This is a genomic window from Streptomyces sp. 71268, assembly GCF_029392895.1.
Taxonomy (GTDB): domain Bacteria; phylum Actinomycetota; class Actinomycetes; order Streptomycetales; family Streptomycetaceae; genus Streptomyces.
In genome coordinates this window covers 4,731,655-4,744,652 of sequence record NZ_CP114200.1, presented here as the reverse complement: position 1 = coordinate 4,744,652, position 12,998 = coordinate 4,731,655, and the positions used below count along the sequence as shown (strand labels likewise).

Sequence of the window (12,998 nt, the reverse complement as noted above, 5' to 3'; positions counted from 1 at the left end):
GCCGCGCCCGGTGGTGTGCCCGCGCAGCGCGACGGCGCCTGGCCGGGCGCCGAGCCCCCGTCGCGGGTCCGGTACGGGAGCGCCGCCGAACGTCAGGACGCCGCCCTGCACGCGATCCTGGAGGCGGCCGGCCCGACGCTGGTCACCAGCAGCGACGCGACGCTGTGGGCGGAGACGACGGGGACCCGCGCCAAGCTCGGCCCGGTGCACGTCTTCGACCCGAGCCACCTGTTGGACACGCCGGCCCGCCTGCGCTGGAACCCCGCCAGCGGCTGCGAGGCGCGGGAGGTCGCCGCGGCTCGCGCGGTGGCGCTGCTGGCCCCGGTCCGGCCGGTCTCGCTCATCGACTCGGCGACGGCGGACGCGGCGGAGACGCTGCTGCGCTGCTGGCTGCACGCGGCGGCGGTGGACGGCCGCCCGTTCCGCCAGGTGCACCGCTGGGCCCAGGGCCACTCGGCGCACGAGCCGGTACGCGTCCTGCGGACCAACCCGAAGGCGACCAGCGGCATGGCCGGCGAGCTGGAGTCGACGCTGACCGCGCACCCCGAGCGCCGCGACATGGCCCAGGAGCTGACGGCCCGCGCCCTGGCCGCGCTGTCCTCGATCCACATCCGGGACGCGTGCAACGCCAGCCGCGCCGACGCCCTCGCGCTGGAGTCGTTCGTCGGCGAGGGCGGGACGCTGTACGTGGTGGGCGAGTCGCTGGAGAACCCGCGCACGCAACCGGGCGCGATGCCCCTGCTCACCGCGCTGGTCGCCAGCGTCGTCGAGCACGCCCAGCAGACGGCCAAGCGCTCCCCCGGCGGCCGGCTGGACCCGCCGCTGACACTGGTGCTGGACGACATCGCGGGCGTGGCGCCGTTCCCCGCGCTACCCGAGCTGATGACGGGCGGCCCGGCACAGGGGCTGGAGGCGCTGGCCCTGATGCGCTCGCCGGAGCAGGCACGGGCCCGCTGGCCCCGCACGCACGGCAGCCTGGTGTCCTGAGACCCGGCTGCACGGCTCGTCGGCCACTCCGGGCCCGTGCTGCGGCCGGTCTACGGTCGGTACAGGGCCAGCTCGTACTCGGTCTCCTCCGGCCGGTTCGGGTACGGCATGGTCTCGCCGGTCTCGGCGAATCCGAGCTTGGCGTAGAAGGCGCGGGCGCGCTCGTTCTGCTCGTGCACCCAGAGCCGTACGCGTTCGACATGGAATTCGGGCAGCTCCCAGGACCACTCCAGAGCGGTGCGGAACAGTTCGCCGGCGAGCCCGGTGCCACGGCACTCGGGGCGGGTGTAGACGCCGACCAGGTGGGTTTGTGCCCGGTCCCGCTCGACCAGCACGACGGCCATGCCCGCGAACGGCTGCTCGGCCCCCGGACCGTCGCCACCGATCTCGGCGACGAAGGTCTTCAGTTCCTCCCCGGCTGCGCCCTGCTCGGCGCGCTTCTGCCAGAACGAGTCCGGCTCCTGGACCGCCCGCTCGTACGTCTCCACGAAGGCGACCCGCGCCACCGGATCGGCGAGTGCGGCCAAGCGCAGTTCCTTGAGAAGAGGCCACTCGTCGCTCTTGATTCCCCTGACCACGTAGCTCATGGCCACAGGATCGCAGTACGGAGCGGGCTTCTCCAGAACTTTTCCGTCAAACGCAGAAGAGCCTTGTTACGGATCGAAATCCGTAACAAGGCTCTTCTCACAAGGAGTTCGGCGGCGTCCTACTCTCCCACAGGGTCCCCCCTGCAGTACCATCGGCGCTGAAAGGCTTAGCTTCCGGGTTCGGAATGTAACCGGGCGTTTCCCTAACGCAATAACCACCGAAACACTATGAAATAAACCAACCAGGCAATGACCACGGTCGTTATTTCAGAACCAACACAGTGAACGCGAGCAACTGAGGACAAGCCCTCGGCCTATTAGTACCAGTCAACTCCACCCCTTACGAGGCTTCCATATCTGGCCTATCAACCCAGTCGTCTACTGGGAGCCTTACCCCATCAAGTGGGTGGGAGCCCTCATCTCGAAGCAGGCTTCCCGCTTAGATGCTTTCAGCGGTTATCCCTCCCGAACGTAGCCAACCAGCCATGCCCTTGGCAGAACAACTGGCACACCAGAGGTTCGTCCGTCCCGGTCCTCTCGTACTAGGGACAGCCCTTCTCAAGACTCCTACGCGCACAGCGGATAGGGACCGAACTGTCTCACGACGTTCTAAACCCAGCTCGCGTACCGCTTTAATGGGCGAACAGCCCAACCCTTGGGACCGACTCCAGCCCCAGGATGCGACGAGCCGACATCGAGGTGCCAAACCATCCCGTCGATATGGACTCTTGGGGAAGATCAGCCTGTTATCCCCGGGGTACCTTTTATCCGTTGAGCGACGGCGCTTCCACAAGCCACCGCCGGATCACTAGTCCCGACTTTCGTCCCTGCTCGACCCGTCAGTCTCACAGTCAAGCTCCCTTGTGCACTTACACTCAACACCTGATTGCCAACCAGGCTGAGGGAACCTTTGGGCGCCTCCGTTACCCTTTAGGAGGCAACCGCCCCAGTTAAACTACCCACCAGACACTGTCCCTGATCCGGATCACGGACCCAGGTTAGACATCCAGCACGACCAGAGTGGTATTTCAACAACGACTCCACACACACTGGCGTGCATGCTTCACAGTCTCCCACCTATCCTACACAAGCCGAACCGAACACCAATATCAAGCTATAGTAAAGGTCCCGGGGTCTTTCCGTCCTGCTGCGCGAAACGAGCATCTTTACTCGTAATGCAATTTCACCGGGCCTATGGTTGAGACAGTCGAGAAGTCGTTACGCCATTCGTGCAGGTCGGAACTTACCCGACAAGGAATTTCGCTACCTTAGGATGGTTATAGTTACCACCGCCGTTTACTGGCGCTTAAGTTCTCAGCTTCGCCAACCCGAAAGTCAGCTAACCGGTCCCCTTAACGTTCCAGCACCGGGCAGGCGTCAGTCCGTATACATCGCCTTACGGCTTCGCACGGACCTGTGTTTTTAGTAAACAGTCGCTTCTCGCTGGTCTCTGCGGCCACCCCCAGCTCACACTGTAAAAGTGATCACCAGAAATGGCCCCCCTTCTCCCGAAGTTACGGGGGCATTTTGCCGAGTTCCTTAACCATAGTTCACCCGAACGCCTCGGTATTCTCTACCTGACCACCTGAGTCGGTTTAGGGTACGGGCCGCCATGAAACTCGCTAGAGGCTTTTCTCGACAGCATAGGATCATCCACTTCACCACAATCGGCTCGGCATCAGGTCTCACCCTCATGTCATCCGGATTTACCTAGACGACGGGCTACACCCTTACCCCGGGACAACCACCGCCCGGGCTGGACTACCTTCCTGCGTCACCCCATCACTTACCTACTACTACCTTGGGTCAGCGGCTCCACCACTCCCCTCAACTCCGAAGAGATCAGGGCGGCTTCACGGCCTTAGCATCAGAAGATTCAGTATTGGGCGCTTCAAAGCGGGTACCGGAATATCAACCGGTTGTCCATCGACTACGCCTGTCGGCCTCGCCTTAGGTCCCGACTTACCCTGGGCAGATCAGCTTGACCCAGGAACCCTTAGTCAATCGGCGCACACGTTTCCCACGTGTGAATCGCTACTCATGCCTGCATTCTCACTCGTGAACCATCCACAACTCGCTTACGCGGCTGCTTCACCCGGCACACGACGCTCCCCTACCCAACCCAACCTCCGTTAGGAGTACATGCTGGATTGACACGACTTCGGCGGTACGCTTGAGCCCCGCTACATTGTCGGCGCGGAATCACTTGACCAGTGAGCTATTACGCACTCTTTCAAGGGTGGCTGCTTCTAAGCCAACCTCCTGGTTGTCTCTGCGACTCCACATCCTTTCCCACTTAGCGTACGCTTAGGGGCCTTAGTCGATGCTCTGGGCTGTTTCCCTCTCGACCATGGAGCTTATCCCCCACAGTCTCACTGCCGCGCTCTCACTTACCGGCATTCGGAGTTTGGCTAAGGTCAGTAACCCGGTAGGGCCCATCGCCTATCCAGTGCTCTACCTCCGGCAAGAAACACACGACGCTGCACCTAAATGCATTTCGGGGAGAACCAGCTATCACGGAGTTTGATTGGCCTTTCACCCCTAACCACAGGTCATCCCCCAGGTTTTCAACCCTGGTGGGTTCGGTCCTCCACACGGTCTTACCCGCGCTTCAACCTGCCCATGGCTAGATCACTCCGCTTCGGGTCTTGAGCGTGCTACTCCAACGCCCTATTCGGACTCGCTTTCGCTACGGCTCCCCCACACGGGTTAACCTCGCAACACACCGCAAACTCGCAGGCTCATTCTTCAAAAGGCACGCAGTCACGACCACCAAGAACAAGTCTCGATGGCGACGCTCCCACGGCTTGTAGGCACACGGTTTCAGGTACTATTTCACTCCGCTCCCGCGGTACTTTTCACCATTCCCTCACGGTACTATCCGCTATCGGTCACCAGGGAATATTTAGGCTTAGCGGGTGGTCCCGCCAGATTCACACGGGATTTCTCGGGCCCCGTGCTACTTGGGAGTCGTACAAGCAAGCCATAGATGTTTCAGCTACGGGGGTCTTACCCTCTACGCCGGGCCTTTCGCATGCCCTTCGCCTACACCTACGGTTTCTGACTCACCCGACGACCGGCAGATCATCGAAGTACGATCCCACAACCCCAACCACGCAACCCCTGCCGGGTATCACACATGACTGGTTTAGCCTCATCCAGTTTCGCTCGCCACTACTCCCGGAATCACGGTTGTTTTCTCTTCCTGCGGGTACTGAGATGTTTCACTTCCCCGCGTTCCCTCCACATACCCTATATATTCAGGTACGGGTGACAGCCCATGACGACTGCCGGGTTTCCCCATTCGGACACCCCCGGATCAAAGCTCGGTTGACAGCTCCCCGGGGCCTATCGCGGCCTCCCACGTCCTTCATCGGTTCCTGGTGCCAAGGCATCCACCGTGCGCCCTTAAAAACTTGGCCACAGATGCTCGCGTTCACTGTGCAGTTCTCAAACAACGACCAGCCACCCGTCACACACCACAACCGTGATGCTGCACCGGGGCCGGCAACCGAAGACACAACCTCACGGCCGTACCCTCAGACACCCAACAGCGCGCCCAATCCTGACTCTCCACCACAGCTCGCGTTCCACGCCTCAGAAGAGGCAGTACTAGCAAACCGTGCCAGATCGTCACGATCGAATAGTCAACGTTCCACCCATGAGCAACCAGCGTCGAACACTCGCCGACGAACTGGCTCTTGGACCACCAGGTAAGACCTGGCAGCCAAAGTGCTCCTTAGAAAGGAGGTGATCCAGCCGCACCTTCCGGTACGGCTACCTTGTTACGACTTCGTCCCAATCGCCAGTCCCACCTTCGACAGCTCCCTCCCCAAGGGGTTGGGCCACCGGCTTCGGGTGTTACCGACTTTCGTGACGTGACGGGCGGTGTGTACAAGGCCCGGGAACGTATTCACCGCAGCAATGCTGATCTGCGATTACTAGCGACTCCGACTTCATGGGGTCGAGTTGCAGACCCCAATCCGAACTGAGACCGGCTTTTTGAGATTCGCTCCACCTCACGGTATCGCAGCTCATTGTACCGGCCATTGTAGCACGTGTGCAGCCCAAGGCATAAGGGGCATGATGACTTGACGTCGTCCCCACCTTCCTCCGAGTTGACCCCGGCAGTCTCCTGTGAGTCCCCATCACCCCGAAAGGCATGCTGGCAACACAGAACAAGGGTTGCGCTCGTTGCGGGACTTAACCCAACATCTCACGACACGAGCTGACGACAGCCATGCACCACCTGTACACCGACCACAAGGGGGCGACCATCTCTGGCCGTTTCCGGTGTATGTCAAGCCTTGGTAAGGTTCTTCGCGTTGCGTCGAATTAAGCCACATGCTCCGCCGCTTGTGCGGGCCCCCGTCAATTCCTTTGAGTTTTAGCCTTGCGGCCGTACTCCCCAGGCGGGGAACTTAATGCGTTAGCTGCGGCACGGACGACGTGGAATGTCGCCCACACCTAGTTCCCAACGTTTACGGCGTGGACTACCAGGGTATCTAATCCTGTTCGCTCCCCACGCTTTCGCTCCTCAGCGTCAGTATCGGCCCAGAGATCCGCCTTCGCCACCGGTGTTCCTCCTGATATCTGCGCATTTCACCGCTACACCAGGAATTCCGATCTCCCCTACCGAACTCTAGCCTGCCCGTATCGAATGCAGACCCGGGGTTAAGCCCCGGGCTTTCACATCCGACGCGACAAGCCGCCTACGAGCTCTTTACGCCCAATAATTCCGGACAACGCTCGCGCCCTACGTATTACCGCGGCTGCTGGCACGTAGTTAGCCGGCGCTTCTTCTGCAGGTACCGTCACTCTCGCTTCTTCCCTGCTGAAAGAGGTTTACAACCCGAAGGCCGTCATCCCTCACGCGGCGTCGCTGCATCAGGCTTTCGCCCATTGTGCAATATTCCCCACTGCTGCCTCCCGTAGGAGTCTGGGCCGTGTCTCAGTCCCAGTGTGGCCGGTCGCCCTCTCAGGCCGGCTACCCGTCGTCGCCTTGGTAGGCCATCACCCCACCAACAAGCTGATAGGCCGCGGGCTCATCCTGCACCGCCGGAGCTTTCCACCACCAACCATGCGATCGGTAGTCATATCCGGTATTAGACCCCGTTTCCAGGGCTTGTCCCAGAGTGCAGGGCAGATTGCCCACGTGTTACTCACCCGTTCGCCACTAATCCACCACCGAAGCGGCTTCATCGTTCGACTTGCATGTGTTAAGCACGCCGCCAGCGTTCGTCCTGAGCCAGGATCAAACTCTCCATGAATGCCTCCGGGATATCCCGGCAAACACACACGATAAGAGCGGAACACCGACCGGAATAAGATCGATGTTCACAGCGTCCTCGCTGTGTCGCCCCCCAACCCCGTAACGGTGCTGGGAGGACTTTTCAAAGGAACCTCGCCCCCACAGTGTGTGGGAGACGGGGTATCAACATATTTGGCGTTGACTTTTGGCACGCTGTTGAGTTCTCAAGGAACGGACGCTTCCTTCGGTCCCGTTTCACCGGGCCCTCTGGGCGCTTCCCTTCGGTGTTTCCAACCTTACCAGATCTTTTTTCCTGCCGTTTCCGGTCGGAATTTGTTTCCGGTCCCCTGTTGGAGCGGGGTTTGTTTCGCGCCTTCCGGCGTGGTCACTACTTTAGCGGATTTCCCCCGGGCTTCATAATCGAAGCTTTCGAAACGAATTCCGGCATGCCGAAATCCATCCCAGATTGGGAGAGTCGTGCGGTAGTGGTGTGCCGCCGGTGCGGCGCGAGGTGCTGTCGCGGTGTCCAGGTGGATCGCGCGGCAACCCGGAGAACAGTACATGACGCTCTGACGCGTCTCAAACCCATGGCGGCGTCCCTCGTTCGAGGAGTACCGTCGACGGCGTGACTACGCGCGTACCTACCCAGTGGTGGCCCGCCTGACGGCGGACCAGACCCTGTGCGTACGCGCACCAACGGCCGCCGGATCCGGCGGCCGTTCCGCGTTGTCGAAGCTCCGCTTCGCACCCCGGCCGGCCGGGGACGGCGGCTCCGATCCGGTGGGAGACACCGGGGATGACGGAGAACGCGGAGATGACGGACATGACGAGCACCGCCGAGGCCCCAGTGGGGGCGGTGGCCGCGGCTACCGCCGCCGAGCCGGTCGCGGTCGCTGACGCCGGGCACGGCGTACCGGCTCCGGCGCGGGTGCGGATCTTCAGTGGGGTGAAGCCGACGGGGCACCTCACGCTCGGGAACTACCTGGGGGCCGTGCGGCGGTGGGTCGCGGAGGACCAGCACCGGGCCGACGCGCTGTTCTGCGTGGTGGACCTGCACGCGCTGACCGTGGAGCACGATCCGGCGCGGGTGCGTCGGCTGAGTCGGCAGGCCGCGACGCTGTTGCTCGCGGCCGGTCTCGATCCGGAGCTGTGCACGGTGTTCGTACAGAGCCACGTGGACGAGCACGCGCGGCTCTCGTACCTCATGGAGTGCCTGGCGTCCGACGGTGAGATGCGGCGGATGATCCAGTACAAGGAGAAGGTGGTGCGGGAGACGGCGCGGGGCGGGAGCGTGCGGCTGTCGTTGCTGACGTATCCGGCGCTGATGGCGGCCGACATCCTGGCGTACGGGACGGACGAGGTGCCGGTGGGGGACGACCAGGCGCAGCACGTGGAGCTGACGCGGGATCTCGCGCGGCGGTTCAACCAGCGGTACGGGGCGGTGTTCACCGTGCCGCGGGCGGTGCACCCGGCGGTCGCGGCGCGGGTGATGGACCTCCAGGACCCGACGGCGAAGATGGGCAAGTCGCACGCCGAGACCAGCGGGATCGTCTATCTGCTGGACGAGCCGGACGTGGTGCGCAAGAAGGTGATGCGGGCCGTGACGGACAGCGGGTCGGAGGTGCGCTACGACCGTGAGGCGCAGCCGGGGGTGGCGAACCTGTTGGACGTGCTCGCGGCGTGCGCGGGTGGGCGGCCGGCCGAGCTGGCCGAGGGGTACGCCTCGTACGGGGCGCTGAAGAGGGACGTGGCCGAGGCCGTGGTGGAGACGTTGCGGCCGGTGCGGGAGCGGCATGCGCGGCTGTGCGCCGAGCCGGGTCGGGTGGACGCGGTGTTGCGGGCGGGTGCCGAGCGGGCGCGGGCGATGGCGCGGCCCCGGGTGGACGCGGCGTACGCGGCGGTCGGGCTGTTGCCGCCGGCCTGAACGCGCGGCCGTCCGAGCCCGGCCGGGGTTGCCCCTCCTCCTCGTAAGCGTACGGAGGTGGCGACCCGGCCGGGGCAGGCGAGCGGTCAGGCGCCCGAGGCCAGCTCGCGGCTGCGGTCGCGGGCCGCTTCGAGGGCGGCGATCAGGGCGGCGCGTACGCCGTGGTTCTCCAGTTCGCGGATGGCGTTGATGGTGGTGCCCGCGGGCGAGGTGACGTTCTCGCGGAGCTTGACCGGGTGCTCGCCGCTGTCGCGGAGCATCACGGCCGCGCCGATCGCCGCCTGGACGATGAGGTCGTGGGCCTTGTCGCGGGGCAGTCCGAGCAGGATGCCCGCGTCGGTCATGGCCTCGACCAGGAAGTAGAAGTACGCGGGCCCGGAGCCGGAGAGGGCGGTGGCGGCGTCCTGCTGGGACTCGGGGACGCGGAGGGTCTTGCCGACGCCGTTGAAGATCTCCTCCGCGTGGGCCAGGTGCTCCTCGGTGGCGTGACTGCCGGCGGAGATGACGGACATGGCCTCGTCCACCAGGGCCGGGGTGTTGGTCATGACGCGGACGACGGGGGTGCCGGCGGCGAGGCGTTCCTCGAAGAACGCGGTCGGGACGCCGGCCGCGCCGGAGATGACCAGCCGGTCGGCGGGCAGGTGCGGGGCCAGCTCGGCGAGGAGCGTGCCCATGTCCTGGGGCTTGACGGTGAGGATGAGGGTGTCGGCGGACCTGGCCGCCTCGACGTTGCTGACCGCCTCGACGCCGTGGCGCTCGCGCAGCTCGGCGGCGCGCTCCGGTCGGCGGGCCGTGACCAGTAGCCGGGCCGGGGACCAGCCGCCACGGATCATGCCGCTGAGCAGTGCCTCGCCGATCTTTCCCGTGCCGAGCACGGCGACCTTCTGCGCCATGGTGCGCTCACCTCATCCAGTGCGGTCCGGGCTCCCGTGTGACGCGGAGTCCGGTGCGGTACGGAGCCGGGCGGAGGGGTTGGCTCCGCCGGCGGCGTTCGTCGGCATCCTCGCATCGGGGCGGCGGCGACGGGGTGGGTGTCCGGGTGGCGGTACGGGTGGTGGGGTGGCGGGCGCCGGCTCGGCCGGGGCGTGGGGGCGCGCCCCCACCCGGTGACCGAGTGGGGGCGCGCCCCCGCGTGCGGGCCGCTGCCGGCGGGAGCCGGGGCGCGGGGAGGGCGGGGGCGCGCGGTGGTGGGGCGCGGAGGTGTGGGCGCGGGTTCACGCGCCTTCGTGTGCCGCCTCGCGCGGGTGGGCCGTGGGCGGGGGCGGGGAGTGGGGCGAGGCGGCGCGGCTCAGGGCGCCGGGCCACCAGACCTTCGGGCCGATGTCCAGGGCGAGGGCCGGGACCAGGACGGTGCGGACGAGGAAGGTGTCGAGCAGCACGCCGACGCCGACCAGCACGCCGAGCTGCGCCATGGTGACCAGGGGCAGGACCGCGAAGACCGCGAAGGTCGCCGCGAGCACGATGCCCGCCGAGGTGATCACGCCGCCGGTGCCGATGAGGCCGGCGAGGACGCCACGGGCGTGGCCGAGGCGCTCGGTCTCCTCCCGTACCCGGGTCATCAGGAAGATGTTGTAGTCGATGCCGAGCGCGACGAGGAAGACGAAGCCCATCAGCGGGGTCGACCAGTCCATCGCGGCGAAGTCCAGGACGTGCTCGAAGAGCAGGTGGGACGTGCCGAGGGCGGCGAAGTACGAGACGACCACGGTGGCCAGGAGCAGCAGCGGGGCGACCAGCGAGCGCAGCAGCCAGACGAGTACGGCGAGGACGACGAGCAGCACGATCGGGATGACGGTGGTCAGGTCGCGGTCGGCGGCGCGCTCGGTGTCGACGGCCTGTGCGGTGGTGCCGCCGACCAGCGCGTCCGCGCCGTCGACGGCGTGCACGGCGTCGCGCAGCGCGTCGACGGTGTCCTTGGCGGCGTCGCTGTCCGGGGCGTCCTTGAGGACGACGGGGAAGGTGGCGAGTTCGTGGCCGCCGGTACGTACGGAGTCCTGCGGCTGGCCCACCGACGCGACGCCGGGCACCTTCTCCGCCGCGGCCCTGACCTGGGCGAGTCGGCCGCCGTCGGCGCGGGTGACGACGTCGGCGGGGTCGGAGGCGCCGGAGGGGTAGTGCGCGGACAGGCGTTCCTGGGCGACGACCGAGTCGGGCTTGTCCTGGAACATCTCCGCCTGGCTCAGGCCCATGGTGATGCCGAGCGCGCACAGCGCGAGGGCGCCGGTGAGGCCGAGCGAGGCGAGCCAGGCCCGGCGCGGGCGGCGGGCGACGGCGGCGCCGATCGCGGCCCAGGGGGTGCGCCCGGTGCGCGTGGCGGTGCCGTGGCGCGGGATGAACGGCCAGAAGACCCAGCGGCCCGCGATCACCAGCAGCGCCGGCAGCACGGTGATCATCGCGACGAAGGCGCAGCCGACGCCGACCGCGCCGACCAGGCCGAGCGAGCGGGACGAGTTGATGTCGGCGAAGGCGAGGCAGGCCAGGCCGATGGCGATGGTGCCGGCCGAGGCGAGGATGGCGGGCCCGCAGCGGCGCAGGGCGATGGCCATGGCCTGGTGCCGGTCGGCGTGCTGGTGGAGTTCCTCGCGGTAGCGGGCGATGAGCAGCAGGGCGTAGTCCGTACCGACGCCGAAGACGAGCACCATGAGGATGCCGGCGCTCTGCGGGTCCACCGGCAGTCCGGCGTGCCGGGCGAGCAGGTAGGTGGTGACCTGCGTGAGCACCGCGCCGAAGCCGACCGCGAGCAGCGGGAACAGCCACAGGACGGGGCTGCGGTAGGTGATCAGCAGCAGTGCCGCGACCACCGCGCCGGTGATGATCATGAGGGTGGAGTCGAGGGAGTCGAAGACCTCGACGGTGTCGATGAGGGAGGCGGCCGGGCCGCCGACCTCGGTGGTGAGGCCCGGTGGCGCGTCGGCGTCGGCGATCTCGCGTACCGCGTCGACGTCGTCACCCAGGCCGTCGTCGCCGGCCAGCGGGACGGTGGTGATCAGGGCCTGGCCGTCGGTGGAGGGCTCGGCCCGGGCGACCCGCTGACCGTCGGCCGCCAGCTCGGCGAACCGCGCGCGGTCGGCGGCGACCTTGGCGCGGTCGGCGGCGGTGAGGCCGCCGTCGCGGGTGTAGACGGCGACGGCGGCGGTCAGCTCGTCGGCCCTGAACTTCTCCAACTCGGTGTTGACCTGGGCCGATTCGGCGCCGCTCGGCAGGAAGGCGTTCGGGCCGTCCTCCTCGACGTCGCCGAGCTTGCCGGCCAGGGGCCCGAGGGCGACCGCGAGGATCAGCCAGGCCACCAGGACGACCCATTTCGAGCGGCGTCCGCCGGGGAGGACGGGGAGCCGCTTGCTCCACGCGGGCATGGGTGATCTCCTTCGGAGTGGGAGTGAGTTGTGCGAGGGGCTCGCGGAACATCGCTCCGTGCAGGGCGTGTGGCCGGGAGTGCAGTCCCGGCCACACGTCGTATCGGGGCACGGAGAGCGGGGTGCGCGGCGCGCGGGCGCGGTGTGCGGGTGTGCGCGGTGTGCGGGGCGCGGGGCGCGGTGTGCGGGGCGCGATGTGCAGGTCGCGGTCCCGGATCGCGGCGCGCGGGTCGTGGGCTACGGGTTATGGGTTACGGGGTGTGCGGTGCCAGTGCGCGGTGTGGTTGCTGGTGGCCACGTGGGCCGGTGGGGCGCGGGGGCGTTCGGACGCGCGTGACCGGCGCCTGGGCGGGCGGCGGGCGGGCGGACAGACGGAGGTGAGGCGAACGGCCGCCGCGCGTAAGGACGTTGGGTGGTCGACGTTGGGCTGTCGGCGCCTCGGCTGGTGGCGTTCGGGGCGCGCGGCCGGGCGGTCCGGAGGCTCGGCAGGGCGGCGCGTACGGCCCGTGGGGCCGGGGCCGGGGGTCCGGGGCCGGGGGGCCGGGGGCGTACGGCCTCGGGGGCGGGAGGCGCGAGGGCCAGGTGGTGGGCCCGGGGCGGCGTTACTCGATCTCGCGCATCATCTTCTCCATCGCGGCGAGCGACGTACGGGCCTGGCTCAGCTCGTCCAGGGTGCGGCGGTGCAGTTCCGTGTTGTCCTCCAGCAACTGCGCGTACTTGCCGGCCAGTTGCCTGTACTGCTCCTCGCGCGCGGCGAGCATGCGGGCCCGCCAGGTGGCGGCGATCTGCCAGACGATCACGATGAGCAGCAGGAAGACACCGCCCGCGCCCACCGCTCCGACCCAAGCTTCGGACGCGTCGTCCGCGGCGAGTGTCACCATCTCCTCGTTCACTGCGCT

5 protein-coding genes, 3 rRNA genes and 1 pseudogene are annotated in these 12,998 nt (G+C 66.7%); 2 read left to right on the top strand and 7 right to left on the bottom strand.

The features are described 5' to 3' along the window. Window positions 1-99: 99 nt before the first annotated feature. A pseudogene (locus tag OYE22_RS18560) lies at window positions 100-987 on the top strand (hypothetical protein); the annotation flags it as partial. A gap of 50 nt (window positions 988-1,037) precedes the next feature. On the opposite strand, the gene OYE22_RS18555 reads toward OYE22_RS18560, so the two are convergent. The 4 genes from OYE22_RS18555 to OYE22_RS18540 form a co-directional block, all read right to left on the bottom strand. After that, on the bottom strand, window positions 1,038-1,574 hold the full coding sequence (locus OYE22_RS18555) for a GNAT family N-acetyltransferase (protein WP_277321451.1): 537 nt from the start codon (window positions 1,572-1,574) through the stop codon (window positions 1,038-1,040). A 106-nt stretch (window positions 1,575-1,680) separates the two neighbouring features. Then, window positions 1,681-1,797: ribosomal RNA gene (rrf, locus tag OYE22_RS18550) — 5S ribosomal RNA — on the bottom strand. Window positions 1,798-1,871: 74 nt separating this feature from the next. Then, a 23S ribosomal RNA gene (locus tag OYE22_RS18545) occupies window positions 1,872-4,996 on the bottom strand. A 321-nt stretch (window positions 4,997-5,317) separates the two neighbouring features. After that, window positions 5,318-6,844 (bottom strand): 16S ribosomal RNA (locus tag OYE22_RS18540). Together the 16S, 23S and 5S rRNA genes form the textbook arrangement of a ribosomal RNA operon. Before the next feature lie 777 nt (window positions 6,845-7,621). On the opposite strand from OYE22_RS18540, the gene trpS reads away from it, so the two are divergent. Next, entirely contained in the window at window positions 7,622-8,749 is a 1,128-nt protein-coding gene (trpS, locus tag OYE22_RS18535) for a tryptophan--tRNA ligase (protein ID WP_277321450.1), read from the top strand. An 86-nt stretch (window positions 8,750-8,835) separates the two neighbouring features. Here the strand turns inward: trpS and proC are convergent, their stop codons facing one another. From proC to OYE22_RS18520, 3 genes are all read right to left on the bottom strand, one after another. Further along, window positions 8,836-9,642: a pyrroline-5-carboxylate reductase gene (gene proC, locus OYE22_RS18530; RefSeq protein ID WP_277321449.1), complete on the bottom strand. Its 807-nt coding sequence runs from the start codon at window positions 9,640-9,642 to the stop codon at window positions 8,836-8,838. A 321-nt stretch (window positions 9,643-9,963) separates the two neighbouring features. Continuing rightward, on the bottom strand, window positions 9,964-12,099 hold the full coding sequence (locus tag OYE22_RS18525) for an MMPL family transporter (protein ID WP_277321448.1): 2,136 nt from the start codon (window positions 12,097-12,099) through the stop codon (window positions 9,964-9,966). Window positions 12,100-12,701: 602 nt separating this feature from the next. Beyond that, entirely contained in the window at window positions 12,702-12,992 is a 291-nt protein-coding gene (locus OYE22_RS18520) for a hypothetical protein (protein WP_176162441.1), read from the bottom strand. Window positions 12,993-12,998 lie beyond the last annotated feature (6 nt).

Coding starts and splice junctions, on each gene's coding strand:
- OYE22_RS18555 (WP_277321451.1), bottom strand. CDS start 1,574: ATGAGCTACGTGGTCAGGGGAATCAAGAGCGACGAGTGGCCTCTTCTC.
- trpS (WP_277321450.1), top strand. CDS start 7,622: ATGACGGAGAACGCGGAGATGACGGACATGACGAGCACCGCCGAGGCC.
- proC (WP_277321449.1), bottom strand. CDS start 9,642: ATGGCGCAGAAGGTCGCCGTGCTCGGCACGGGAAAGATCGGCGAGGCA.
- OYE22_RS18525 (WP_277321448.1), bottom strand. CDS start 12,099: ATGCCCGCGTGGAGCAAGCGGCTCCCCGTCCTCCCCGGCGGACGCCGC.